Origin of the sequence: Vibrio sp. THAF64 (assembly GCF_009363455.1) — a bacterium.
Lineage (GTDB): Bacteria > Pseudomonadota > Gammaproteobacteria > Enterobacterales > Vibrionaceae > Vibrio > Vibrio coralliilyticus.
In genome coordinates this window covers 2,487,934-2,513,918 of the sequence record NZ_CP045355.1, presented here as the reverse complement: position 1 = coordinate 2,513,918, position 25,985 = coordinate 2,487,934, and the positions used below count along the sequence as shown (strand labels likewise).

The 25,985-nt window shown below is 45.0% G+C and carries 26 protein-coding genes and 1 tRNA gene; 11 read left to right on the top strand and 16 right to left on the bottom strand.

Translation table 11 applies throughout. The annotated features are described in order from the left end of the window. The first annotated feature begins 43 nt into the window (after window positions 1-43). Window positions 44-310, top strand: coding sequence for a hypothetical protein (locus tag FIU99_RS11525; protein ID WP_006962992.1), 267 nt, complete (start codon window positions 44-46; stop codon window positions 308-310). Window positions 311-506: 196 nt separating this feature from the next. Here the strand turns inward: FIU99_RS11525 and FIU99_RS11520 are convergent, their stop codons facing one another. Further along, a complete protein-coding gene (locus FIU99_RS11520) occupies window positions 507-764 on the bottom strand; it encodes a hypothetical protein (RefSeq protein WP_039952576.1) in 258 nt (85 codons plus the stop codon). 185 nt (window positions 765-949) lie between these two features. On the opposite strand from FIU99_RS11520, the gene FIU99_RS11515 reads away from it, so the two are divergent. From FIU99_RS11515 to FIU99_RS11500, 4 genes are read left to right on the top strand one after another with little or no spacing between them, the layout of a single operon-like run. Beyond that, window positions 950-1,936, top strand: coding sequence for a radical SAM protein (locus FIU99_RS11515; protein ID WP_006962991.1), 987 nt, complete (start codon window positions 950-952; stop codon window positions 1,934-1,936). Between the two features lie 28 nt (window positions 1,937-1,964). Next, window positions 1,965-3,251, top strand: coding sequence for an HlyD family secretion protein (locus FIU99_RS11510; RefSeq protein WP_006962990.1), 1,287 nt, complete (start codon window positions 1,965-1,967; stop codon window positions 3,249-3,251). 2 nt (window positions 3,252-3,253) lie between these two features. Next, on the top strand, window positions 3,254-5,404 hold the full coding sequence (locus FIU99_RS11505) for a peptidase domain-containing ABC transporter (protein WP_152472400.1): 2,151 nt from the start codon (window positions 3,254-3,256) through the stop codon (window positions 5,402-5,404). Next, window positions 5,391-6,047, top strand: a complete 657-nt coding sequence (locus FIU99_RS11500; protein ID WP_006962988.1) for a DapH/DapD/GlmU-related protein — start codon at window positions 5,391-5,393, stop codon at window positions 6,045-6,047. Before FIU99_RS11505 ends, FIU99_RS11500 begins: the two co-directional genes overlap by 14 nt. A 56-nt stretch (window positions 6,048-6,103) precedes the next feature. On the opposite strand, the gene cobO is transcribed toward FIU99_RS11500, so the two are convergent. From cobO to folK, 5 genes are all read right to left on the bottom strand, one after another. Next, complete coding sequence (gene cobO, locus FIU99_RS11495; RefSeq protein WP_006962987.1) at window positions 6,104-6,709, bottom strand: cob(I)yrinic acid a,c-diamide adenosyltransferase; 606 nt, start codon at window positions 6,707-6,709, stop codon at window positions 6,104-6,106. Window positions 6,710-6,781: 72 nt separating this feature from the next. After that, window positions 6,782-7,495: a dihydromonapterin reductase gene (gene folM, locus FIU99_RS11490; RefSeq protein WP_006962986.1), complete on the bottom strand. Its 714-nt coding sequence runs from the start codon at window positions 7,493-7,495 to the stop codon at window positions 6,782-6,784. Beyond that, entirely contained in the window at window positions 7,492-8,130 is a 639-nt protein-coding gene (gene folE, locus FIU99_RS11485) for a GTP cyclohydrolase I FolE (protein WP_006962985.1), read from the bottom strand. Before folE ends, folM begins: the two co-directional genes overlap by 4 nt. After that, complete coding sequence (gene folX / locus FIU99_RS11480) at window positions 8,127-8,504, bottom strand: dihydroneopterin triphosphate 2'-epimerase (RefSeq protein WP_006962984.1); 378 nt, start codon at window positions 8,502-8,504, stop codon at window positions 8,127-8,129. The genes folE and folX overlap by 4 nt, the downstream gene beginning before the upstream one ends. Before the next feature lie 113 nt (window positions 8,505-8,617). Further along, a complete protein-coding gene (gene folK / locus FIU99_RS11475) occupies window positions 8,618-9,109 on the bottom strand; it encodes a 2-amino-4-hydroxy-6-hydroxymethyldihydropteridine diphosphokinase (protein WP_006962983.1) in 492 nt (163 codons plus the stop codon). Window positions 9,110-9,382: 273 nt separating this feature from the next. Between folK and FIU99_RS11470 the strand changes: the two genes are divergently transcribed. Continuing rightward, complete coding sequence (locus FIU99_RS11470; protein ID WP_172974074.1) at window positions 9,383-9,838, top strand: low molecular weight protein-tyrosine-phosphatase; 456 nt, start codon at window positions 9,383-9,385, stop codon at window positions 9,836-9,838. Between the two features lies 1 nt (window position 9,839). Here FIU99_RS11470 and FIU99_RS11465 read toward each other — a convergent pair whose 3' ends face one another. The 3 genes from FIU99_RS11465 to sodB all read right to left on the bottom strand — a co-directional run bounded on the left by FIU99_RS11465 (window position 9,840) and on the right by sodB (window position 11,927). Next, window positions 9,840-10,502, bottom strand: a complete 663-nt coding sequence (locus tag FIU99_RS11465; RefSeq protein WP_006962981.1) for an SDR family oxidoreductase — start codon at window positions 10,500-10,502, stop codon at window positions 9,840-9,842. A gap of 198 nt (window positions 10,503-10,700) precedes the next feature. Next, window positions 10,701-11,210, bottom strand: coding sequence for a VC2046/SO_2500 family protein (locus FIU99_RS11460; RefSeq protein WP_006962980.1), 510 nt, complete (start codon window positions 11,208-11,210; stop codon window positions 10,701-10,703). Window positions 11,211-11,342: 132 nt separating this feature from the next. After that, complete coding sequence (gene sodB, locus FIU99_RS11455; RefSeq protein WP_006962979.1) at window positions 11,343-11,927, bottom strand: superoxide dismutase [Fe]; 585 nt, start codon at window positions 11,925-11,927, stop codon at window positions 11,343-11,345. 255 nt (window positions 11,928-12,182) lie between these two features. Between sodB and FIU99_RS11450 the strand changes: the two genes are divergently transcribed. Further along, the gene (locus FIU99_RS11450) at window positions 12,183-12,518 is read left to right on the top strand and encodes a Grx4 family monothiol glutaredoxin (protein WP_006962978.1); all 336 of its coding nucleotides are present in this window, start codon (window positions 12,183-12,185) and stop codon (window positions 12,516-12,518) included. Between the two features lie 94 nt (window positions 12,519-12,612). Continuing rightward, window positions 12,613-14,577 (top strand): DNA topoisomerase III, encoded by a 1,965-nt coding sequence (locus FIU99_RS11445; protein ID WP_006962977.1) that lies wholly within the window; start codon window positions 12,613-12,615, stop codon window positions 14,575-14,577. Here FIU99_RS11445 and FIU99_RS11440 read toward each other — a convergent pair. The 3 genes from FIU99_RS11440 to FIU99_RS11430 form a co-directional block, all read right to left on the bottom strand. Continuing rightward, entirely contained in the window at window positions 14,574-15,359 is a 786-nt protein-coding gene (locus FIU99_RS11440; protein ID WP_006962976.1) for a helix-turn-helix domain-containing protein, read from the bottom strand. The genes FIU99_RS11445 and FIU99_RS11440 overlap by 4 nt on opposite strands. Before the next feature lie 14 nt (window positions 15,360-15,373). Further along, window positions 15,374-15,907: a YbhB/YbcL family Raf kinase inhibitor-like protein gene (locus FIU99_RS11435; protein WP_006962975.1), complete on the bottom strand. Its 534-nt coding sequence runs from the start codon at window positions 15,905-15,907 to the stop codon at window positions 15,374-15,376. 121 nt (window positions 15,908-16,028) lie between these two features. Continuing rightward, a complete protein-coding gene (locus FIU99_RS11430) occupies window positions 16,029-16,709 on the bottom strand; it encodes an SDR family oxidoreductase (RefSeq protein WP_152472280.1) in 681 nt (226 codons plus the stop codon). A gap of 258 nt (window positions 16,710-16,967) precedes the next feature. On the opposite strand from FIU99_RS11430, the gene FIU99_RS11425 reads away from it, so the two are divergent. Together FIU99_RS11425 and FIU99_RS11420 are read left to right on the top strand one after the other, a co-directional pair. Further along, window positions 16,968-17,894, top strand: a complete 927-nt coding sequence (locus FIU99_RS11425; RefSeq protein ID WP_006962973.1) for a histone deacetylase — start codon at window positions 16,968-16,970, stop codon at window positions 17,892-17,894. Window positions 17,895-17,903: 9 nt separating this feature from the next. After that, a complete protein-coding gene (locus tag FIU99_RS11420; protein WP_006962972.1) occupies window positions 17,904-18,386 on the top strand; it encodes an NUDIX domain-containing protein in 483 nt (160 codons plus the stop codon). A gap of 177 nt (window positions 18,387-18,563) precedes the next feature. Here FIU99_RS11420 and FIU99_RS11415 read toward each other — a convergent pair. From FIU99_RS11415 to FIU99_RS11400, 4 genes are all read right to left on the bottom strand, one after another. Continuing rightward, window positions 18,564-18,654 (bottom strand) — tRNA-Ser (locus FIU99_RS11415). A 246-nt stretch (window positions 18,655-18,900) separates the two neighbouring features. Then, a complete protein-coding gene (locus FIU99_RS11410; protein WP_006962971.1) occupies window positions 18,901-21,027 on the bottom strand; it encodes a TRAP transporter permease in 2,127 nt (708 codons plus the stop codon). A gap of 31 nt (window positions 21,028-21,058) precedes the next feature. Continuing rightward, a complete protein-coding gene (locus FIU99_RS11405) occupies window positions 21,059-22,069 on the bottom strand; it encodes a TAXI family TRAP transporter solute-binding subunit (protein ID WP_006962970.1) in 1,011 nt (336 codons plus the stop codon). A 290-nt stretch (window positions 22,070-22,359) separates the two neighbouring features. Further along, the gene (locus tag FIU99_RS11400; protein WP_152472279.1) at window positions 22,360-23,715 is read right to left on the bottom strand and encodes a sigma-54 dependent transcriptional regulator; all 1,356 of its coding nucleotides are present in this window, start codon (window positions 23,713-23,715) and stop codon (window positions 22,360-22,362) included. Window positions 23,716-23,881: 166 nt separating this feature from the next. Here FIU99_RS11400 and FIU99_RS11395 point away from each other — a divergent pair, with 166 nt between their 5' ends. Continuing rightward, the gene (locus tag FIU99_RS11395) at window positions 23,882-25,936 is read left to right on the top strand and encodes an ATP-binding protein (RefSeq protein ID WP_006962968.1); all 2,055 of its coding nucleotides are present in this window, start codon (window positions 23,882-23,884) and stop codon (window positions 25,934-25,936) included. Window positions 25,937-25,985 lie beyond the last annotated feature (49 nt).

Here is a 25,985-nt window from a genome sequence, read left to right as displayed (position 1 = left end):
AGCACAGTACTCTTTTACTGTAATAAATATAAGGAAATAACTTATGTATAATTTAAGTGTTGATGAGATTTCAATGGTTGATGGTGGTGGTGATGGAAATTTCATCAAGACTAGTATTCAGGGGTATATAGCTGGTGAAATTATTGGTGCGGGTCTTGGATATGTTAATAATGCATTGGGTGGTAATAATAACTATAGCAATAACTCCGGAGTTGGTACAGGCACTAATCAAAATTACGGAGGTTACGGTCTAGATTCGGGCGGTGGAATGATGCAAGCAGGCGGTTCTAGAGGTGGCTACGGATACTAACATTAATTAATCACATTCAGGGCGGGTTGGCTGTACTTGCCCTATTTATTAGAGGTTCAATTTTGAATAGAAGAGTAAGTGATGTATTTAAAGTTGGGTTTTATATTTCTGTTTTTACTTTTGTTTTTTCAATTTTTATACAGATATCTTTAAATTATTATTTTGGTGAAGAACAAGAAGGTAATAAATATTTCAACTATAATTTTTTTCTATTCGTACTTTTATCTCCAGTTATAGAAAGTATTATTTCTATAATTGTTTTGACTTTGTGTTCTACTTTTATTAGTAAAATTTCATCGTGTATAGCGTTAGGTGTTGTTTGGGCTGGATTGCATTCTACAATGGGATCTGACATGTCGAATAGCATTGGTTTTTGGTTAATATCTTTTATCTCATTTTCTCTGTATGGATGGTTATATTTTAAGTATAAATATCCCAAATTTTCAACTAACATGATTGTAATTACATTTCCTCATTCTCTACACAATCTTTATGTCTATATTTTATTAAGTTGAACACTGAATTTATTATTTGTCGGTGGTTTTTGTTTAATTTTTGTGTGTTATTATTTTTGTTGATTAGGATTATTAATGAAGTGTCTTTTTATATGAATTTTTATTATTTTAAGAGTTGTTAGATATGATGTGTGAAATTAAATCCAATGATGGTTGTTTTTCTGTGAACTGGGCGTTAATGAATAATTGTAACTACAAATGCAATTATTGCCATTCTGGTCTAAATAGTGGTTCAGTTAAGTCTCCATCGAATGAGGTCATAATTGACTTTGTGAAAAAAATATTTAAGCACTCAAACAGTTTAAACTTGAAACCTTACTTTGAGTTTGGTGGTGGTGAAGTTACTCTACTCAGATATTTTTGTGACCTTATAAAATATATCCGTAAAAATGATGGGCATGTTTGTATTGTTTCAAATGGTTCCAAGAAATTGTCTTGGTGGCGAGACAATGCTGAGTACTTATCGGGCGTGAGCCTTAGCTATCATATTAACGATATCAAAAGTGAATCTCATTTTGTTGCGGTTTCCAAAGTTCTCGAGGTATCTCAAAGTACACGTTTCCATGTCAATATCATGATGGTTCCAGAGCGTTTTGATGACTGCTTAGAGTTTGCAAACAGGCTAAAACAAGAAGTTCGTTGCTCTATTGCTCTCCAGCCACTTTTTGAAGGCTTCGGCCATGGTGGAATTACTAAGAAGTATTCGTATACCCCTGAACAAGAACAGATAATGAAAGACTTTCGTGGTAGGCCGGAACTTAAAACACTACCCCCGTCAATAGCTGAACTAGAAGTTAAATATATTGATGGTACAGCTAGGAATTTGTCTACCTTTGACCTAATTGCTAATAATCAAACCAACTTTGTTGGGTGGGATTGCTATGCTGGTATTGATAGTTTAGTCGTGACGTTTAGCGGAGATATTTATCGCTCTTGGTGTATGCAAGATGGACCTATTGGTTCTATTTATGACGAAAATTTTGAACTTCCCGATATTCCAACCAAGTGTAGAACTAAGATTTGCCAATGTGGTGTAGACCTGTCGGCTACAAAGGTGAATACAAAGTTAATTTCACATAAGCAACAAGAAATTGCAGTAACGCAGGTTTAGCCTCATTTGTTTCGGGAAAGGATAACCAGTGGTAGCAAGAGCCAAGCATTTATACCGGCCAGAGTATTTTGAGGCGCAAAGATCAGACAATCAAGGTTCAATTTTAATTGATGCTTCAGTTAGTCAGAACTTGTTCGTTGGCGCATCTGTATTCGTTTTATTGACGATCATTTTTTTCGTTGTTTTTGCTGAATATACTCGGAGAGATACACTGAATGGAGTGGTAAGCCCTACAGGCGGTATTGTTAAGATACAGTCTAACGATGAAGGGTATGCCGAAAATGTATTTGTTACTGAAGGTCAGAAAGTTCTCGCTGGAGAAGCGTTGTACGAGATAAAAACAGAGCGATATGATGAGTTTGGCCAAGGTGTAAAAAAGCGCATTGTTACTACCATTGAAAATCAAATCACCTTGCTAAATGAACGTCGAAATAAAGAAGTAGAAAAATCCCAACATCAACGAGAAGTCATTGAGGATGACCTAGCGCGCCTGTCAGAAGAAGCAAGTATACTGAAAGTTGTCGTTGATTTATCTGAACAAGAACTAAGCCTTGCACAAAGCCTAGTCGATAAGCAACAAGTGTTAGCCAACAAACAATTCATCTCTTCTATTGAGCTTCAAAAACAAAGGCTTGAGCTAATAACACTAGAGGCTAAGGTACAAACTCAACGTCTTAGTTTACAACGCTTGGTCAGAGAAAAAGCTAAGCTGGAAGAATCGAAAGATACCCTCCAGTTGGAACTTGATATTGCCCTACAGGAAATAGACCGCCAGCTTCAGAAAGTTACTCAAAACAAAATAGAATACTTTTATCAGACAGATACTCAGGTTGTGTCACCGATAGACGGCGTCGTTGCGTCAATCTTCGTCAAGGAAGGCCATTCAGTTAATAAAGGTCAGCCTTTACTTGTTGTTATTCCAGAGGGTGAAGACCCAGTCGTTGTTGAGCTTTATGCCCCCAGTCGTAGCATTGGCTTTATTCAAGAAGGTCAGGATGTTCGCTTACGGTTTGACGCGTTCCCTTATGAAAAATTTGGTGTTCAGCAAGGCGTTATCGCATCTATATCAAAATCTGCAGTCTCCGCGGAGATGTTACCAAATAGTCCACTAATACAAAGTCAGCTTTCTCGTACTCTTGGTGGTGTTGGTTTGTACCAAGTGAGAGTTAAATTAGATAAGCCAACCATCACCGTATATGGGGAGGAGCAAGTATTTGTGCCAGGAATGACGTTAACTGCAGACATTGAATTGGATACACGTAAGGTCTACGAGTGGCTTTTAGAGCCTTTGTACACTATTAATGGGCGAATATAGTGATGCATGCAGATGGTCTAATAGATTGGGGGTGGGGAAAGAAACTCCCATTGATCCGACAGACTGAAAAGGCGGAATGTGGTGTTGCTTGTTTGGCGATGGTTGCCGATTGGTATGGTTACAAAACCGATCTTAGGTCACTGAGGGTAAAATGTGGCATTACCCAGCATGGGATGTCGTTTGCCCGGCTAATTGAATGTGCTTCTCTTCTCAAGCTTTCTGGCCGAGCGGTGCGCTTGGACCTGCATGAATTAGAACAGTTAGCCACACCTTGTATTTTGCACTGGAATCTAAATCATTTTGTTGTGTTAAAGAAAGTGAGTGGGAGGAGAATTGAAATTCATGATCCTGCAAATGGAGCATTGACACTGAGTTATGATGAGGTGAACAAACATTTTACAGGTATTGCTCTAGAGTTAACACCCACTCATGACTTTGAAGAAAAAGTCGAAAGCAAAGCCGTTCGGCTATCAACCCTTATTGGTAAAACAGTTGGCCTAAAAGGGGCACTAGGACGAATTTTTGTTTTTGCATTGGTATTGGAGGTATTAGCCCTTACGTTACCTATCTTCAATCAAATCGTGATTGATGAAGTGTTGGTTGGGTATGACAAAAATCTCCTTGTACTCGTCATTGGATCCATCCTTATGATAATGGCGACTCAAACCTTAATCGGTCTCGCCCAGCAATGGGCGACAATCAAGCTTTCAGTAAATTTTAATATGCAGTGGGCTGCAAATGTTTTCCATCATTTGTTCCGATTACCGATAGATTGGTTTGAAAAAAGGGATATAGGGAGTATTAATGCTAAATTTTCTGCTGTAAATGTCATTCAGCAGACGTTAACAACCAGTGTAATTCAAGCTCTACTCGACTTAGTATTAGTCGTTGGCACGCTGTCGGTTATGTTGGTTTATAGTCCTCAACTCTCATTCATTGCCATCGCTGCTGCATTGGGCTACATCGCTCTCAGGTTGGCATGGTTTGGTGCGTTTAAACGCGCTGAAGAAAATACTTGGGAAGCTAGTACTCAAGAAGAAAGCTATTTCATTGAGACTGTTCGCGGTGTATTAAGTTTGCGAGTAAATGGGACGCTACCTTGGCGAGAGTCGTCCTGGAGAAACCTTAACATTAATCGCAGAAATGCGCAGCTATACGAGCAAAAGCTAGGAATGATCTACAACACAATGAATGTGAGCATTGTTAGCCTTGTATCTGCGAGTGTTCTTTGGTTTGGTGCGAATTTGGTGTTAGATGGACTCTTTACTATCGGTATGTTAATGGCGTTCCTGTCTTATCAAGGGCGCTTTTCGGCCAGCATTAGCTCCCTAATAGATAAGTATTTCGAGTTTAAGATGTTATCCGTGTATAACGAGCGTCTTGCAGACATTGTCTTAACGGAAAAGGAAACAGATAGCGCTCCAGATGTTACGGAACTACCTAGTGTGATTAATGACCAGAATGAGAGTGCCATCGAGTTCGACGATGTATACTTTTCCTATGGGAAAGACCTGCCCCCTATTCTTAGTGGTGCTAGCTTTAGTATCAAAAACGACGAAATTGTTGCGTTAGTCGGGCCATCTGGTTGCGGTAAATCTACGATCTCTAAGCTTCTATTAGGCATATACTCAGTCACATCTGGAGACATTTGCTATTTTGGTAATAGATCGACAGCTTCTAAATCACTTAGAGCTCAAGTCGGAGCAGTATTACAAGAAGATCAGCTATTTAGTGGTTCGATTATCGAGAATATTACGTTCTTTTCAGGCGATCTAGATGAAGAGTGGCTCGTTGAGTGTGCTCGAAGGGCAGGTGTTCATGATGATATTGAACGTCTAAATATGGGGTATCACACACTGGTTGGTGAAATGGGCTCCAGTCTCTCCGGAGGTCAAAAGCAAAGAATCCTTATCGCGCGAGCTTTGTACAAGAAACCTAAATTTTTGGTGTTGGATGAAGCCACAAGTAGTTTAGACATCTATACCGAGTCGTTTGTCTGTCAGATGTTTAAAGAAATTAATATTCCCATCCTGATGATCGCTCATCGCCCAGAAACCATAGCATCGGCCGATCGAGTTTTACTTATGGACGGAGGGGTAGTCCAGGAGATACCTAATAATTTTAGGCAGGAGGGTTCAAATGTATCACTCTGAACGCATACTGTGTCCGGATAAGCATTCTGGATTGTCAGGGACTGAATTGATGCAACAGTTTGGGGAGTACTGTGGTGTAGATAATTGGGTGACATTTTCGGGCTGTCCATCAGTGACGCTAACTAAAGTTGGAACAGATAGTTTTGGTAACCACCCCAAAACCAATGAAGTTATTTGTATCGGTTCTAGCTGTTATATTGAGTCCACTCATCTTCCTGCATTTCCTTCGGGAATAACAAAGTTAACTAGTGTATCTATTAAAAACCGTCCATTTGGAAAAATTGAAATCGGGAACAGCTGTGTTCTCCAAGGTACTTCTATCTGTTCTTATCAAGAGATAAAGATAGGGAACAATGTCATTTTTGGCCCTAATGTAGTCATTATGGATTGCAGTGGTCATTCTTTGGCTAATCGAGGTCACGCGAATGAGCTAGATAGCCTAGAAGCCAAGCCTGTTACGATAGGTAACGACGTCTGGGTTGGATACGGGTGCATTATTTTACCTGGCGTCCATATTGGTGATGGGGCAGTTATCGGAGCAGGTAGTGTTGTCACGAAAAGCATCCCTTCCTACTGTCTGGCGGCGGGCAATCCATGTAATATCAAGAGAAAGAACTTACAGGGTCAAAGCACTGAGCGATAGTCATTGTCAGTGCTGTCATTCGTGTTGTTGTTTGTAATGATAGTGGGCAGCCTAGACTACCAATCAACACCCTTGAGTGCTTTCACTCCAGATTCAAAAGCATGCTTGACGTTTTTCACTTCTGAAACAGTATCGGCCATTTCGATCAACGTACGATGCGCGCCGCGACCTGTGATGACAACAGATTGCATCTTTGGCCGGTTGTTCAATGCTTCGACGACTTCATTAAGTTCAATGTAGCCGTAGCTGACCATGTAGGTTAATTCATCAAACAGAATCACGTCGATAGACTCATCGCTCAACATTCGCTTACATTCTTGCCAAACTTTCTGCGCGGCTTCGGTGTCGGTGGCTTTATTCTGAGTTTCCCAAGTAAAGCCCGTCGCCATGACTTGGAATTCTACTCCGAGTTTTTCTAGCAAGTTACGCTCACCGTTGTCCCACGTTCCTTTAATGAACTGGGCGACTGAACATTTGAAGCCATGGCCAACAGCGCGGGCGATAGTGCCAAATCCTGAAGTGGATTTACCTTTACCGTTACCAGTGATAACCAGTAGCAGTCCTTTTTCTTCTTGAGCAGCAGCAATTTTAGCGTCGATTTGCTCTTTCACTTTTTGCTGACGCGCTTGATGACGTTCTTGCTTTGAATTTTGATCAGGCATGAATGCTTCCTTAAGTGTGTTTGGCCTTATCATAACCAAAAAAATTGCTGGTAAATACCAGCAATCATTGTGTCATTTTAAGTGCCTACCACCATCGAGATAGATGTTCCTGCCAGTCATGTATTCGCTAGACATGATAAACCGAATCGCTTCTATCACTTCTTCAAAACCTGCTTCATGAGGTATAAGCGCTTTGGTCAGAGCCTTTTGCTTGTACGCATCATTATCATGCTCATTAAACTTAAGAAGGGCTGGTGAAACAGTGTTCACTTTAACCTTTGGCGCTAACATAGCCGAGAACGAGAGCGTAAGATTGTTAAGCGCAGCCTTACTGGCTGCATAGGCTGCATGCTTTCTACTGCCTTTTTCAGCAACATAGTCACTGATGTGAATAATATCGCTGGTGCCAGAGCCCTTGGAGAGCAATCTTTGTAGTACCAAGTTCATCTGGTATGGTGCGCTCACATGAACCGCCATCATTTTTTGCAACACCTGAGCGTGATTGTTGGACCCTGCAGGTTCATCTGGGCTCCAGTCTGAAGCATTATGAATAACTGCCCGCAGCTCAGAGTACTCAAGATTGAGGTATTGGATAAAAGCATCGAGGCTTGTAGGCTGATAGAAATCAACTTGATGCAAGTCAGCTCCTTGTGCCTGTAAAGCTTCAAGCTCTGGGTATTTGGTGCGATAAGTACCGATCACTCTATAATCTTGAGCGAGAAAATCTTTCGCCAATGCTAATCCCAGTCTTTTACCAACACCTGTTATTACCACCGCTCCTTTCATCCTAGAAACTCCGCGCGGGTCTGAGGGTTGGTTTTGAAGATGCCACCCAGTGCAGTAGTCGATGTCTCTGAGCTAGTATCCATGACACCTCGAGATTTAACGCAGTAGTGAGTGGCTTTTATAGACACTGCGACATTTTCAGTTTCCGTCAGGGTTTGAATCGCCACTAAGATTTGTTGAGTGAGGCGCTCCTGTACCTGTGGTCGCTGTGCAAAGAAGCGTACAATGCGATTTATTTTCGACAAACCAATGATTTTGTTCGACGGAATGTAAGCGACTTGAGCTAGGCCATCAATAGTGATGAAGTGATGCTCACAGGTCGACGTGATGTTCACATCCGATACTTTGACCATTTCATCAACGGCCATTTTGTTTTCAATCACACTGATTTTTGGAAAGTTCTGGTAATCCAGACCAGAGAAAATCTCATGCACGTACATTTTTGAAATACGATGAGGTGTTTCAGCCAAGCTATCGTCGGTAAGATCCAGTCCTAATGTGCTAATGACTTCGGTGAGTAGACCTCGAATACGTTGATATTTCTCATCTGCCGTCATTTCAGAGGGAACGAGTGGCGTTTCCAATCCACGTGCGATTAATGCTTCTTGTACTTTTTGAGCTTCTGGTGAAATCATGCCTTGTCTCCTGTTTCTGCCGTGTAGTTCAAAGTGAGAGAAACAGAGTCTGCAAATCTCAGAGCATGAGGTTTATCAATCTTAACTTGAGCATAATAGACCCAAGGATGATCGATACAGATGCCGAGAACGTCGCTGGTGAGTTTTTCTAACAGTAAGAACCTGCCATTTTCGACATGGTTAATGATTCCTTTACAGATGGTTTTGTAATTCAAGGCATTATCAATGTTGTCTTCTAAACAAAGTTTATTCGCTGGGTAGTGGATTTCTGCGTTGATAATGATGTCTTGCTGCTTCTTTTTTTCCTCTTCGTTGAAACCGATGTAGGTACGAAGTCTGAGGTTAGTAATTGTTATTATTGCGTTGTGATTCATCATATTTTCCTAGTTTAGGACCGTAACAACCTTTACGTAATAGCCGCTTACTGAGATCAATTTGCATATAGCGGTAAGAGGGAAGACTGATTGAGATAGGAAGGATGAGCAGATTAAGGCCATGTAAAATCGGTCACAGTGACATGCTGACTGCTTTTGTCGTATTCACTCCAAAGTTGCTCGTATGTCTTTGTTGTTAGTGGATGAGTTTCGTTTGGAATAATGTCTGCTAGCGGGCGAAGCACAAACGCGTTTTCGGTGATTTCACCTCGTGGGAGCTCAACACCATCAATGATTCCGACTAGATCATCGAAAGTGAGTATGTCGAGGTCTAGTGTTCTTGAAGCGAACTTTTCTCCACTTCTAACGCGATCACTTTCATCTTCGATTTGTCTAAGTAATGTTGCTAGGTCACTTACGGATTGAGAGCACTCAAACCCCACTACCAAGTTTAGAAAGTTGTCACCTTCAAAGCCAACAGGTACACAGTCGTAAGATTTAGATACGGTCAGAGGCGCGAAAAACTGGTCAAGTGCGTTCAACGCTTTGTAAACGTAAAACTCTCTGTCGATGTTGCTGCCAATGCTGACAGTTACGTGATGCATTGTCGTAGGCTTCCCTATGTCTCTTCTCAAACGGTGCCAACCAAAGTTTGTTTTTGGTTAACGCACCCTTGCCTTACTACTTGAATTACTTCCTTAAGTTACGTGAAGTGGGGCAGAAAGGATCATGAATTGATTGGTATTCGATATATGCAAAAATAGAGTTTTGAGATCTGCACTTTACTGGTAATAACTTGAGAAGGTGTTTTAATATTAAATTATGTGAATATTGAGTACGGGATTTGGCAGCGTTATAGGTTTAAAGCAATGAATAATATAAAGAAACCATCAATACTTGTGGTATGCATGGGAAACATTTGCCGTTCTCCCACGGGAGAGGCAATTCTGCGTGCGAAAGCAGAGCAAATGGGCGTGGATGTCGAAGTGGATTCCGCGGGTACGATTGGCTACCACCAAGGTAACCCACCAGATCCTCGCTCGAAAGCCGCGGGTGAACAACGAGGTTACTCATTCAAAGGGATTCGTTCTCGCAAAGTTGTTGATAGCGACTTTGAGCACTTTGACCTGATTTTAGCGGCTGATCGAGACAATTTAGCTGACTTGAAAGCGCAATGCCCATCTCAGTATCAAGATAAGCTCAGGCTGTTTCTTAGCTTTGGAGAAGCGTGTGAAGAGGAAATTCCGGATCCCTACTACGGCGGTGATAAGGGGTTTGAGTTGGTGTTGGATTTGATCGAAGAAGCATCAGAAAAACTTCTTCGATCTCTTTAGCTTAGGCGGCCATCACTCGGCCGCTGAAATAATCGTTTGAAACAATGTATTCCGTATTGCGGATCAGCTCATCGTGGATTTTAGCCCAGTGGGTTTCTTCTTGTTCGTAGCAAGGGACCACACCACCGACTCGAATATTAAACGGTGTCAGTTCTTTCGCCCAGCTCTGGGTAAATCCGGCAACCATAGAAGTCGCGTTTTCAAATCCGGATAAATCATGGTAATCCGCGTGAGCAATCACATTCACAATCACACCGTTTTTCTTATCCTGACGCATTTTTTCTGCTGTAGCCTGGCCAAAACTAAACAATGTCGCGGCCATTAGTGATAAGTGCTGCGTAAAGACATCTCCCGCTCGATCATCAAAAAACTTGGGCATAGCCTGACTGGTCAAGGCATTGATCAAAACATCCGGTGATTGATGAACCGATTGATCAATAAATCCGAAAAGAGAGTGGATAGAGTCCACTGAATGATCCGGCAAAGCGTATTGATATATATCTGGTGAAATGGCTTTGCAACGGACAAAAGTTTCATTCAATTGAGCCGCGCTTTTATCGCAAAGAACAACGGTGGCACCCAGTGAAGCAAAGTGCGTAGCGAGCGTACTACCAAGCTGTGAGCCTGCCGAAGTGATTAAAATCACGGCACTTTTTATATCCATATAGTGAGCCTCCGTCCATAGCTAAAAAGGTTGTCCACATAGCATGGTAGATTAGTTGTTGCTTAAGTGTGAATAAGCTCAAATAACTTGTGCATATCTTGTGCTTAGGGTAAATAATTTGCACTCATTCACATTTATAAGTGATTGATTGAATATAAAGGAAAATCGAAGACAGGATTGTGTGATCTCGACTGATCTTCAAACTTGCGTTTGGATCTGGAAGGTTCGCTGGGCTTTGATCAGCTGATTGTAGAGATCGATAGGTATCAGTTCCTTGGCGTCTTTTTCGCCTAACTGGCGGCGTTGATGGCCAGATAAATTATTGTAAATCTCTTCAGGAAGGTCGTGAGTATCTTCTGGCATGTATGTCAGAACTTCAGGGTGAAGGTAGTGAGTGAGTTTGGCACTTGGTAAACCTGCTCGATGAAACATATCGGCTTGCATCGCCGAGATAGGGTAGGAGTCCTGATCAGAACGAATTTGCTGGGGAGGTTGCAGTTCGAATCGGCGCCTCAAAGCTTCGTCAGTTGCGTCCTGCTCGTTTACCTTCTCGATGGGGGTGTTATCGCGAACGTCATCAGAAAACATCGATAGAATCAAAGCGAAGTCGGCACGACGTCCTTCGTGAACAGCATGGTTAATCCCCTTGCCGAACTGAAGCTCGTTAATAATACCCGCTTTGTCTAAGGTGTGAATCTGAGTTTGCATGTTACCTCGCTTGATGCCTATGTAGCGGCAACATCGAGGTGAACTTTAGGGGAAATGACTGACTAGAAAAGAAAAAAGCCAGCTAAGTGCTGGCTTTTTAAGCGACTAAATTTTAAATCCTATAGGGGAGGATTATTTAGCTAGGTTTTCTGCTACGAAGTCCCAGTTAACTAGCGCCCAGAAACCATTCATGTAGTCTGGACGAACGTTACGGTAATCGATGTAGTAAGCGTGTTCCCATAGGTCAACAGTAAGAAGTGGAGTTGTACCTTCTTCTGTTAGAGGAGTCGCTGCGTTAGAAGTGTTAACGATGTCTAGAGAACCGTCAGCTTTCTTAACTAGCCAAGTCCAAGAAGAACCGAAGTTGTTGATTGCTGAATCAGTGAACTTCGCTTTGAACTCTTCGAAAGAACCGAATGCAGCGTTGATTGCGTCAGCAACTGCGCCTGTTGGTTCACCGCCCGCGTTTGGAGCTAGACAGTGCCAGTAGAACGTGTGGTTCCAGATCTGTGCTGCGTTGTTGAATACGCCGCCAGTAGACGTTTTGATGATTTCTTCTAGCGTTTTGCCTTCGAACTCAGTACCTGGGATAAGACCGTTTAGCTTAACTACGTAAGTGTTGTGGTGCTTACCGTGGTGGAAATCTAGAGTCTCTGCTGAGATATGTGGTTCTAGCGCGTCTTTCGCGTAAGGAAGAGCTGGTAGTTCAAATGCCATTGCTCGATTCTCCATTGATATGAAAGAGTTAAACTCTCTCGATTGCTTCCAGTGTTATTTATTATTCATGGCTCGCCACAGGCCAACCATGTCATTCTGCTGACTTGCGTTATAGTCTAACAAGTTTTTACTTTAATAAAAGCGCCTCGACAAATTTCTTTCTTCTATAAAACCATAGATATTATAGGCTTTTTATTCTCAGCCAATGGTTTAAAATGTGTCAATAACTTGCAGTAACTCCATGAAGAGGAAGTAATGGAAACCATCGACAAAATCAAACAGCAAATCGAAGAGAACGCTATCCTTCTTTACATGAAAGGTTCTCCAAAGCTACCTAGCTGCGGCTTCTCATCTCAGGCTTCACAAGCACTAATGGCATGTGGTGAAAAATTCGCTTATGTAGATATCCTACAAAACCCGGATATCCGTGCTGAGCTACCTGCATACGCACAGTGGCCAACATTCCCACAACTTTGGGTTGAAGGTGAGCTGATTGGCGGTTGCGACATTATTATTGAGATGTTCCAGAAAGGTGAACTTCAGCCACTGATTAAAGAAGCAGCTGAACGCGCTGGTGCAGACGAAGAATAATAGAGAAACTACTGTTTAAATTTACAGTTTTTCTTGATTTTTAAGGGCCACATTCGATAATGTGGCCCTTATTGTATCTGCCTGATTAAGTTTTATGTCACGTCTGTTCATTGCTGAAAAACCGAGCTTAGGTCGAGCTATCGCTGCGGCGTTGCCTAATCCGCAAAAGAAAGATCAGGGTTTTATTCGTTGTGGCAATGGCGACGTGGTGACGTGGTGCATTGGTCACTTGCTTGAGCAGGTAGAACCGGATGCTTACGACGATAGATACAAAAAATGGAATCTGGCTGATTTACCAATCGTTCCCGAACACTGGCAACTACGTCCTCGCAAGTCGGCGTCTAAACAGCTGACTGTAGTTAAGAAGTTACTGAAAGAAGCGTCTGAAATCATTCACGCTGGCGACCCGGATCGTGAAGGCCAGTTATTGGTGGATGAAGTGTTGGATTACTGCAAAGTCAGTAAGACGAAAAAAGAAGCCACACAGCGCTTATTGATTAGCGACCTCAACTTACCAGCGGTCAAACGCGCGCTAAATCAGATGCGCAGTAACCGCGAGTTTATTCCTCTTTCGGTTTCCGCTCTTGCTCGCTCCCGAGCTGACTGGTTGTATGGCATGAATATGTCCCGCGCTTATACGCTACTGGGGCAAAAAGCAGGCTATCAGGGAGTACTGTCAGTCGGCAGGGTTCAGACGCCCGTGCTTGGGCTGGTGGTCCGTCGTGATGAAGAGATCGAGAGCTTCGTCCCTCGTGACTATTTTACCTTGCATGCCTTGATTCCTTATCAGGACGGAAATAGCGCGTTTGATATCCGTGCCCGTTGGAAACCGAGCGAAGCATGCAAGCCTTGGCAAGATGAAGAAGGGCGAGTTCTCAATCGTAAACTGGTCGAGAACGTTGCCAATCGCATCACGAATCAGCCTGCCAAGGTTGTCGAGTCGGAGCAAAAACAATCTAAGCAATCGGCTCCGTTACCTTATTCTCTCTCTGCGTTACAGATTGACGCTGCCAAGCGTTTTGGCATGAGTGCTCAACAGGTTCTGGATACCTGCCAATCTTTGTATGAAAAGCACAAGCTCATCACTTACCCTAGGTCGGACTGCCGATACCTGCCGATGGAACATTATGGACAGGCCAAAAGTGTTTGCGATGCGATATCGAACAACTGTAATGAGTTAGGCCAGGCTGTTCATGGCGCTGATTTAAGCCTCAAATCCAAAGCATGGAATGATAAAAAAGTGGATGCGCACCACGCGATCATTCCCACGCCTAAAAAGGCTTCCGTAAATGCGCTGTCAGGCAATGAGATAAAAATCTATCAGCAAATTGCTCGCCAGTATCTAATGCAGTTTTATCCGGCCGCGATTTATGCAGAAGCGAAGCTGGTATTTGATATCGCTGGGGGGACTTTTATTGCTAAAGGTCGCCAGCTTGTTTCGGCTGGCTGGAAAGCGTTGATGGGAAAAGTGGATGATGACGACACGGGCGTTGACGCGGTTCCGCCGCTTGATGAAGGCACAGTGCTGACTTGTCGCGAAGGCGAGATCAAAGACCGTAAGACTGAGCCACCTAAGCACTTTACTGAAGCGACTTTACTGCAGGCGATGACAGGCATCGCCCGTTTTGTTGAAGACAAAGAGCTGAAAAAAATCCTCAAAGAAACCGATGGCCTAGGTACCGAAGCGACTCGCGCAGGGATTTTGGATACGCTGTTTAAGCGCCAACTGCTGCAACGACAGGGCAAAACAATCCTCAGTTCACCAGCGGGAAGAGGGCTAGTGCATGCATTGCCTTCCGAGTCGACTTATCCCGACATGACCGCACATTGGGAGCATCAGCTTCAAGGGATGGCAGAACGTAATCAAGCCTACAGCCCATTTATGCAGGCATTGCAAACGCGTATTGACGGTTTAATGCAGCAAGTCAAAGGCGGCGAAGTGCCTGAGTCGCTGCGTCATCTACCTAAGGTGGAACGGCCTGCCTTTAAGCGTAAGCGGAGAAACAGTGCGAAAGCTGGTGGTCAGAAACGTGCGACCACAAGACGTAAGAGCAGTTAATGCTCGTTGCCGATAGTTCGTTGATACTCTCTTGGCGTGACGCCAAACCTTTCTCTAAAACGCTGACGAAAGCGTTCTTCCGACTGATAACCGCACATTTGCGCTAACTGGTAGCCATCATATTGATGTTTTTGCATCAATTGCAATGCATGGCTAAGGCGCACTTGCGCCAATAATTGCCGATATTGACTGCCTTCCTGCTTCAGCTTTCGGATCAGCGTTGCCCGGCTCATACCAAAATGATCAGCGACGCCTTCAAGAGAGTGCTCATCTGCCGGGGCGATGGAAAGGTATTGGGTGATAGTTTGTGTCAGTGATGCTTGGGAAGAGCTAAAAATCTTATGCAGAGCGCCTTGTTCTGCCAACTGCTGATAAAGCGGCATTAGCCAATACTGTTGAGTGCGGGGACTGATCGCCTTTAAGTTAACTGTTGCAAGTGTATTGAGTGTGTCTCTGATTGGTTTATCGACCAAGCAGTAAGAGGGACTCGATGAGTGAGCGGCATTTTCGCTCAAACCGAGCATTTCCTGACTAGGTAAATAGTTGAAGCTAAACACTCGTGATAGGAACGGCCCTTTTTGTGGAAGATTGGCAAAGTTCCATGAGCTAGCTGCGCTGCACAATATGAGCGAGTCAGGTGTTAGCGTGACAGACTCTTCCTGCCAGAACAGTCGTTTGTTGCCGGATAAAATCTGGATGATGCTAGGGGAGTGAATCGTCACATTTCTCAAAGCTTGCAAGTGCTGGGCACGAAACTCAGTGATCTGAAATTGGTGAGCCATCACTCCTCCTTCAATTAACGGGTATAGGTCGCTGTAAGCGTCGTTTTCGCTAATGCGATGCTATTAAGGGTAAAACCAACCACAGCCGCCGGTGTATCCTCACCCAACTCCAGCTTCGCTTTTGGTAGTGCCCAAACCGTGAACTGATAACGATGCATACCATCACCCACGGGTGGACAAGCTCCACCAAAGCCTTTGGTGCCATAGTCAATACGGGTTTCTAAGCCACCCAGCTTGCTGATATCTGCCCCTCTAGGTAGCTGACTGACGCCCGCAGGAATATCGAGTGCAATCCAATGCCAGAAGCCACTTTCGGTCGGCGCATCTGGGTCGTAAGCCGTAATGGCGAAACTCTTGGTGCCCTTTGGTGCGTTGTCCCAGCTTAACTGCGGCGACAAATTATCGCCTGAGCATCCCCAGCCAGCAAACTCGAAGGTCTTCTCCATTGGATGACCTTCCTGAATATCCTGACTGGTTAGATCAAAGGCAAATGTGTTGCCTGACAGCATCAAGCCTGCTGTCATTAGTGCTAATGTGATTGCTTTCATGTTGAGCTCCTTGTGTCTGATTTAGTGTCAGTTTAACGAGCTCAATCTGTTTCTATGGATCTAAAAGTATCACATTCAATCTAATATTAGTTAATAGTGATACTTTTTGTTGATTTTGATATTACCAAGGAAGTGCGGTGCCATCGTAGTTGATAAATTCGCCAGAGCGGCTGATATCGGCGCTCTCGATTACTTCAACAAGTCCCGCAGCGGATGTTTGCGTATCAATTAACGCATTTGGCCCGCCCATTTCAGTTTGTACCCAACCTGGGTGAAGCGCTAAAACGGTGAAGCCCTGGCTGGAAAGGTCGTTACTCAGGCTCTTCACTACTGAGTTAAGCGCGGCTTTAGACGAACGATAAATATAACCGCCACCAGACGTATTTTCCGTCATGCTACCCACTTTAGAAGAGAGGCAGGCAATCTTTTTAAGCTGACCTGTTTGTAGATTGGGAAAGAGTGCTTCAACGAGTTTTAGCGGCGCGATGGTGTTAATTTCAAGCACTTTGCGCCACTCGTCGATATCGGTATTACCAAAGCCATAGCCTTTTGGCCCATAGCAGCCTGCATTATTGATCAGCACATCAAGCGCTGGCAGAGCGTTGGCGAACTCACTCAGCCCTTGATAATCCGTCACGTCGAGCGGATGGCACGTCAGGTTGTCACCTTCCAGCTCAAGGAGATCTTGCGAGCTTTTCTCTGAGCGATAGGTTGCGTGAACCTGCCAGCCTTGAGCATGGTAGTTTTTGACTAAGCTCAGCCCGATACCACGGTTAGCTCCGGTGATTAGAACAGTTTTCATGGTGAACCCCTGTTAAAGTATTTTGGCTATTTTGCTAAGCGGTCAACGTAAAATCAACTAGCCACCACGCAGAGACCAGCATCAGGGAAAACAAAGATATAGCGCCAACTGAACCGACTATGATTCCTAGCAGTAAAAACAGTTTTGGATGATGCATAAGACTAAATAACTCAAATGATAATTATTACTATTTAAGTTGTTTTGCAACCGTGATGCAACTTGTTACCATACTCAAAACTCAAATATCGACTGATATCAATGATCCCACTGATTTATCATTCCATCTATTCAGAGCTGCCGTTACCTCAAGGCCACCGATACCCGATCCATAAGTATCGTCTGTTATTCAATGAGATCGAGAAAGTGCGCTTTCGTGACGAGCAGTGGCAGGCGTTTTTCCACTACTGTGAACCTCAAGCTTTGACATCAGAGGAAGTGATGAAGACGCACTGTGAACAGTACGTGTCTGAGCTGTTTTCTGGTGGCCTGCCTGCAGCGCGGATGCGACGTATTGGTTTCCCGTGGAGTGAGTGCCTTATTGAACGCACGTTGACGTCGGCAGGTGGAACTTGCCTGACGGCTGAAAAAGCGATTGAACATGGTGTGGCTATCCACCTGAGTGGCGGATACCACCATGCACATTATGATTTTGGCAGTGGGTTCTGTTTACTTAATGATTTGGTATTGGCGGCGAAACGTGCACTAACGCATGAAGGCATCGAAAAAGTGCTGATTGTTGATAGTGACGTCCACCATGGTGATGGGACTGCAACGCTATGTGCAGATCAGGATGACATCGTGACGCTATCCTTTCATTGCGATAAAAACTTTCCTGCACGTAAGCCAGATTCAGATATGGATGTGGCTTTACCACGTGAAACCAGTGATGAAGAGTTTCTTAGCTCGTTTGCCTCAGTTGTTGAAATGGCGATTAATCTGCATCAACCGGATTTGATCCTTTATGATGCGGGTGTAGATATTCATCAAGACGACGAGCTTGGTTACTTCAATGTTTCTACTCAAGCGATTTACCAACGAGACGTTGCCATGTTTGAGCTGGCAAAAGCGAACGTACTTCCGATAGGCTGTGTTGTTGGAGGCGGCTACCGCACTGACCACAGCGAATTGGTACCGATCCACATGCAGTTACTTAATGCGGCCTTTCAGGCCTATGGCAATCAATAAAGGTTAACAATGGAACAGAGAATTCGGGCTGCAGGCATACTCATCGACAATGACGCGATGCTGCTTTTGAAAGTAAGAGACTTTACGGGAGAGTATTGGATCCCACCGGGTGGTGGCATGGAAGCGGGCGACAGAAGCTCAAAAGATTGTGTTGTGAGGGAGTTCAAAGAGGAGGCTGGGCTGGATATTGAAGCAGGAGAGCTGATTTGTGTGCGCGAGTTTCTTGAATCGCACAAAAACCGCTATCACTCAGAATTCTTCTATCGCGTCTCCCGTTATCATGGCGAACCTCATATCGAGAACCTTGCTGGACTTAATGACGAAGAATACATCCAGTCTGTGGAATGGGTGCCTTTGACTGAACTGAACGACAAGCGTATGTATCCGAAAGAGCTTAAAGATAAAGTACTGGAACTGATTCAGACCGAGAGCTTTTCTACTCATCTTGGCAGTTACGCGCAAGGCGATCAGGAAGATCTCAATCAGTTATAGGCTGAGTGAAATTTTGCCGATGAGAGAAGGCGACATGAGAGTAAAAAGTCCGCTCAGATAAGAGTGGGCTTTTTATAGAGAAGTGGGTTGCACTCAACTCGGTGATTAGACAACTTCCGTTTCCGAACAACAAAAATGAAAAAAGCCGCTAATTGCTTAGCGGCTTTTTACTGAATGTGGCGGAGAGATAGGGATTTGAACCCTAGATACGCTATTAACGTATGCCGGTTTTCAAGACCGGTGCTTTCAACCACTCAGCCATCTCTCCGTTGTTGAGGCGAATAATATATAGGTTGGTTTTTCTTGTAAACCCCTAATTTTACTGATTGCTTTAATTGTGAGCACTTGAAGAGGAAAACTAGATCGAGTGCGTGTTTTTAGACCAAATATGACGAATAAACAGAGAGTTATTCGGTAGTGACCTGTGAAAAATAGATTCATGGAGAATAGAAAGAGCGCTGTGATAATCACAGCGCTCAGAAGTATAGCGCTCTTTACTTAATCATCCCGTCGACTAAGAGGAAACAGGCTGTTGTAACGGCGCTGGTTGATAGTGTTTTCGGCTGTACCACACGAAAGCAATCAATATTGCACAGCATGCTAAGCGCACAATCAAAGCAGTTTCAGGCCAGACGAGAGCGAAACCGATAGCGACAAGTAAGATACGCATTACCAGATGGATATTCCCTTCCAGATAACCTTCCATCGCGCCAACAAATGCATAAGTGCCTAAAATAGCGAACACCCCTGCTTCCAGTACTGACACCGTATCCCAACTGACAATACCACTGTAGGCGATCAGCAGAGGAACTAAATATAAACCCTTGGCTATTTTCCACGCCGTAAAGCCGGTTCGCATCGGCGGAGTGCGTGCAATGGTCGCGGCGGCAAAGGCTGTTAAACACACTGGCGGCGTGACATTGCTGTCTTGCGATAACCAGAAAATGATCAGATGCGCAGACAGCAAAGCCAGACTGACTGTTTCCAGCCCCAAACTTTGTTCAAGTAATGTCTGCATAAAATCAGCAGGTACCTGAGAAAGCAGTTGCTGAGCCGTTTCCAGTGACATAGGAGCGGCAAGTGCGCTGAGTTGATCCGGTGCGGTGAGCATAAAGATAGACATCGCTTCCTGTGGCAGTTGACCGGACACCATGAGGTCGAGAAGCTGTTTCTCTGCCAGCAATTCGTACAGAGCAGGCGCAGACAGCGTGCCTAGTACAATGTAAGACGCGGTGACAGGTAAGCCCATTCCCAGTATCAAAGAGGCTAGGGCAACAAACAGGATCATCAGCAGCAGTTGTCCGTTTGCCCAGTGATGAATCATGAGTGAGAAGGTGTTGCCAATGCCTGTGGTACTGATGACATTCACCACTAAACCAATCCCGACCAAAAGCACGGCGGTGGTGGCCATGTTTTTTGCGCCTTGTGCCAAGGCTTCAAAAATAGCGCGTGGGCCCATTCTGTGTTGTTTCGAAAACCATGATGCGACCACAACCGACAAAATGGACAGCCCTGCGGCATAAGTAGGTGTAAATCCTTGCACCAACAGAGTCACTAATACTGCTAACGGAATCAGGTTATGCCAGCCAGATAGTAAGACGCGGAGCAATGACTCGCCACCAGTCGACACCTTTTGTACACCACTACGTTTAGCTTCAATCCGCACGAAGAAAGCCACAGAGAGAAAGTAAATCAACGCAGGTAACAGAGACACTAAGATGATGTCGACATAAGGGATTTGCGTGTAAGAGGCCATGATAAATGCACCAGCGCCCATGACTGGTGGCATTAGTTGTCCTCCGGTTGACGCAGCCGCTTCGACGCCGGCTGCGAAGCGAGGTGGAAAGCCTGCTTTTTGCATCAGAGGGATACTGATGACGCCCGTGGAAACTGTATTAGCGACACTTGAGCCAGATACCGAACCCATTAAACCCGAGCCGATAACGGCGATAAAACCGGGTCCGCCTATGATTTTTCCAGCGGCTGCTTTTGCTACGGCAAGAATATAGTCACCAACGCCAGAGCGGACCAAAAAGGCGCCAAACAGAATGAACATGAAGACAAACGTCCAGCTTATGCGCGAAATAGGGCCGAACATTCCCTCTGATGAGTAGAAGCTTCGATAGAGCAGAGTCTCAAAGCTCAACCCGGGAAAGTGGAATAAACCGGTTGTCCATTTCCCCCACAGTACCACGTAACTGAGGCAGACAAAGATCAGGATCGGAATGAACCAGCCCATGGTGCGGCGTATGAGTTCTATGACGATGGCGATCGCCAGTACGGAAAAGAACCAGTCGCTAGCGATAAAGCTCATGCCTCGCTCGTAGAGTGCATCTTCAGCAAACGGGAGGTAGACGACACAAGCAAGAATGGCGATGACGAGCCCTATATCTGCAATAAGGGCTACTCGACTTTTCTTTAGAGACCCGTGTGCTGGGTACCAGAGTGCACATATGATGGCGAAACCAGCAAAGTGAATGGCGGAAATCCATAACTCAGGCAGTGTCGCTATGGTGTTAAACCAGATATGTAAGAGAGAGAGAACTACGCCGAGTGTTGTGATGACTTTCCCAACCAAGGGAAAGTCAGTACGTGTGGGCAGTTCAAACTTTTGCAGTTCTTGTTGAAGTGAATCCTTCATAACAAACTCCATGCGTGCAGGCCAGAACGGCTTAACGCACAATCAACTCAGGTGGAAGATCGATACCCATTTCTCGGTAATAGCGAGCTGCGCCTGGGTGCAGTGGTACTGGCAGGCCGGAGGTGCCTTTTTCCAACGCCATCGCTTTGGTGGCTTTGTGGATACCTTGCAGGAAGGATAAGTTTTCGTAGATTGCTTTCGTCAGCTGATAAACGTCTTCCTCAGGGATATCGTCGCGCACCGCAAGGAAGTTTGGCTGAGCAATTGTAGTGATGGGTTTGTCTACACCTGGGTAGGTGTTCGCTGGTATCTCATATTTTGTCCAAATGTCATATTCCTGATTTGCCTGTTTGATTTGCTCATCGGTGAAAGAGAGAATTTGAATGTCACTGCCAAGCGCGGCAAACGCCTGAGTAACCGCGCCAACAGGCACGCCCGCTGGTGTGTTCATACCATCAATGGTGCCGTTTTGCAGTGCGCTGGCGCTACCACCATAGCCCATAAAGGCCAGTTTGAAATCTTCCGGATTAATAGAGAGGCTGCGCAGTATCTGACGCCCCGAGTTCTCTGTACCTGAGCTTTTCTTACCAATAGAAAACTTTTTGCCTTCTAGTTTTTCAAGGTCACTTACGGTTCCTGTCTGCGCTAAGTTTGAACGCACAATAAAATGTTCCACGTTTTGCCACAGCATGGAAACTGAACGCAATTGAGTCTGACTGCCTGACTTCTGGTAAGGCCCCGCTCCTTGCCATGCCCAAGCGCCATACAGCCCCTGCAAAATCGCAAATTGTGCCTGATTGTCATTAAGAAGCTTAATGTTTTCTCCGGAACCTGCAGAGCTGATGGCGGCCAGTGAGAAATGTTGCTTAGGGGCGAGTTTCACCTTACTTAACGTTGCCAGTGCCACGCCTACCGGATAGTAAGTTCCACCGGTTGAAGCGGTCGCGAGAATATAGCTGCGATCGCTAGCGAGAGTTGGATGAGTAAATGACAGCGCGCTGAGTGTAAGTGCTGTGGCTGTGAAGATCTGTTTTAACGTCATGATGATGCTCCATATCATTAGATGTTATTAAAATTGGAAAACCACATAGAGCAAGCAGAATGCCAAAGTTTAAGCTATTGTAATAAAAGATATTTTTATTAAGTTATGCTCTAAATAAGCATTAAGTTGCTTATTTGTGGCGGTTGCCGTAAGCAAAAAATGGCTCATCAAGAAGGGAGTGCAGCGAATGACGTATCAGCCCCTAAATAGCGCGATTATTGCTAGTCGGTAAATGGCGCCGACACCTGCAACATTCAGATAAGCGGATTTTTGCCTATCGGCTGAACAAGCTAAGAGGAGATATAGTCGCTTCGGTTTAGCGCGTACTTGACCATCTTTTGGTTGAGTGTTCGTCGCGGTAAATCCAGCTCTTCCATCACATCATTGATGCATCCTTGGTGGCGCCTCAACGCGTCGTGGAGAATTTTTCTCTCGAAGCTCTGCATCTGAACGGCGAGTGGTAAACCTTGCTTGATACCCGCTGTGGTAGCCTGTGGACGGCAAGAGAGAATGTCACCAACAGTCAGTGAATCATCCAGTGCGAAGCGAATCGCGACATTACGTAGCTCACGGATATTGCCCGGCCAAGGGTAGTTGAGTAACGCTTGCTGATCGGCAGGGCTGGCACGTCGCGTGTTGGGGTTGGCTTCCTGAGTAAAATGTTCAAACAGCAGTAAGGCGTCTTCTTCTCGGTCTTTCAGGGCAGGTAGATGCAGCTGGGCGATATTCAAACGGTAAAATAGATCTGGGCGAAAATCAGAGTGATTGAGCAAGTCACACTTAGCGGCCGAGATGACGCGCAAGTTGACCTGCTTAGCGTGATTACTGCCCACACGTTCGACGGTACTTTCTTGCAGAGCGCGCAACAGCTTGACCTGCATTGCTAAGGGTAAACTTTCTATTTCATCAAGGAATAAGGTGCCTTTGTCGGCAAATTCTATCTTGCCGATGTGTCGCTTGGCAGCGCCAGTAAAAGCCCCGGCTTCATGACCAAACAACTCACTTTCAAACAAGTTATCTGGTATTGCGCCGCAATTGAGCGGTACAAATGGATGAGATTGTCGGGCGCTAAAGTGATGCAGGCAGTAAGCGACCAGCTCCTTTCCGCACCCTGTGTCGCCATAAATGATGACGTTGGTGTCAATGTCGGCGACTTTCTGCACCTGCTCACGCAGCTCGCACATGACTTGACTGCGGCCAATCAATATTTGCTCAATACCTTCAAGCCTCTGGAGATAAGTCTGCCGTGATTGCCACTTCTGAGATTCGATATAAGGCAGGATGGCTTGGTTGACGGTTTGCGCTAAGCGTTCGGGCTCAAATGGTTTCTCGATGAAATCGTAGGCACCTTGCTGAAGAGCTTTGACCGCCATATCGACATCACCATGTCCGGTAATGAGGATCACTGGAATGCCCGGAGCTTGCTGCTTCACCTGCTGTTGCAATTCCAAGCCGTTGATTCCCGGCAAACGAACATCACTGATGATCGCCATGAACTTATGCTGAGTAATTTCGGCCAGCGCCGCCTGGCCATTGTCAAAGGTGGTGATATCAAAACCAGCCAGTTGCAGCCATTGAGCGGTCGTCTGGCGAACGATAGGGTCGTCCTCGATCAGCGCTATAGAGTGTTTAGTTACTTGTTCCATATCTAACGTCGTTGTCTTTTTCCGTCACGTTAAGGAAATTGTCCTCAGGCGGAAAGGAGCTGGCTCTCACTTTATGCAACTAGTTTGTCCGTTTTAAAACCGAGCAGTGTAATTCGTCAAAACCTAGTATGTGTGGCCTCAATAAGTGATAAAGGATGAAATTGCTATGGTGGCTCCACAACGATATGGCTTGTTTGCCGTTGCCCTTTTGCTGATAGGCTTGATTCAGGTCGTGAGTGAGGAAGTGGTTAAGCAGTGGAAACTGGAAAGCAAACAACGTTACGCAGAAGAACGTTTTCTCGGTTATATCGAAGAAGTTCGCCGCACATTACGTCGTTTTGACTACTTGCCTTTCTTAGTCACTAAAGATGAAGAGAGTGTGCGTTTTTTAAGCGGTGAGCAACAGCTTTATCGAAAGATTCAGCAGCAACTGATCCAACTGGACAAGGCGGCTAACACCAAAGGTTGGTATGTACTTACCGACAAAGGCACGCTTAAAATTTCTAGTGTTCAATCTAGTCAGCTCGCTGGTGACAGCGCCAAGGAAATCGCGGCTAAAATTCAGCAACATCGTGGCGTGATTTCTCATGTGGCCACTAGCCCAAACAGCTCGGATTATTTTATTGCCGCCCCTCTGTACGATGGCGTGACTATCATTGGTATTGTCGTGGTTCAGATAGATCTGACTCTTCTAATCGATCAATGGTTTTCTCAGGGAGAGGCGATTTTGGCGCACCATCCTGACAGCCAGTTTTTTCTCTCCAGTAACCCTTTCTTTTCATCCACTTGGTTTAATCAGCACTTCGATAGTGGGGAAATGATGGAGTACCGAACTCTGTATGATGGAACGCGCATTGAAACCTGGCAGCTAAAGAAAAAAAGATATTTAGTTCAGTCGGTTACCTTAGATGATCTCAATTGGAGGCTGGTGTACCTAACTCCCTTGCAGTCGATGTTACGCACTACACGCTGGATTAGCGCGAGTGCTGTGGTTGGGTGTTTGATCATCATGCTACTGATGGTGATCAGATATCAACGACATCAGAAACTGCGTAGCCAACAGCGTATACAAAAGCTGGTGGAGGCTTCTGAAAAAAGGCTGAATGTGATGCTCAGTAAAACCCATGTCGGGTTGATATTGATTGATGAAAGTGGTCATATCCGAGACATTAATCCGATGGCGAAGAAGTATTTTAGTTTGTCAGATTCCATGACTCGTCAAATTAAGGTATGGCAGTTGTTTGACAGCGGCCACTCGGATTCACCCACGTTAGAACTACTGAGAAACTTCGATAAGCACACCTATCTGGCTGAAATGACGGAAGTAGAAATTTTAGGCCAGCGCAGCGACGGTAGCTGCTTTCCCGTGATGCTCTCACTCAGTGCCTTACCTTGGCATGAAAGAGGCTATTACCTGTGTACTGTGATTGATATCAGCAAACGAAAACGTGCTGAAATGGCCTTGAAACAGTCAAACCAGATGTTGCAGGTGCGAGTCGAAGAGCGGACGAAGGCACTCGACAATGCTCAGCAAGAGTTGATTGAGTCGAGCAAAATGGTCGCGCTGGGAAGAATGTCCAGTGCCATTGTGCATGAACTTAATCAACCACTGACAGGGCTCAGAACGCTATTTTCGAGTAACCAATTGTTGCTTGAAAGAGGTGACACAGAGTTACTGAAAGACAATATGTCATTGGCAATGACGTTATTTGAACGTATGGCGTCGATGACGCGTCAGCTTAAGTCGTTTGCGTTTCAGCGACTCGATTCTCCACAGCCTGTGTCACTCAAAGAAGCGTTGGATGAAGTACTACAAGTTCATCAAGAGCGTTTGGACAAAGTGGATTTCGAGCTTCGCACTGAGAGCGCAAAGCTGATTGTGCTTGGCGAAGAGGCTAGGTTGCGCCACGTACTCGGAAACTTGGTTGGCAATGCTCTGGATGCAATGGTGAATACTGACTTTCCTCGACTAGACATTGAGGTGAGATGCTCATCGAATGAAGTAGAAATCAGAATCATCGATAACGGCTGTGGTGTGGAACAAGATAACCTAGAGCGCATGTTTGAGCCTTTCTACACCAGCAAAAAAATCGGTGAGGGACTGGGGCTTGGATTAGCGATTGCAGCGAACAATGTCCGTGACATGCAGGGAAGGTTGACTGGGATAAACAATGCCACAAGCGGGATGACGTTTACGCTGGTTTTACGAAAAGCTTGCTGACTGGAGAGTGATACCAAGCCTGCTCAGTCAGCAGGCTTGTTGAAGGCAT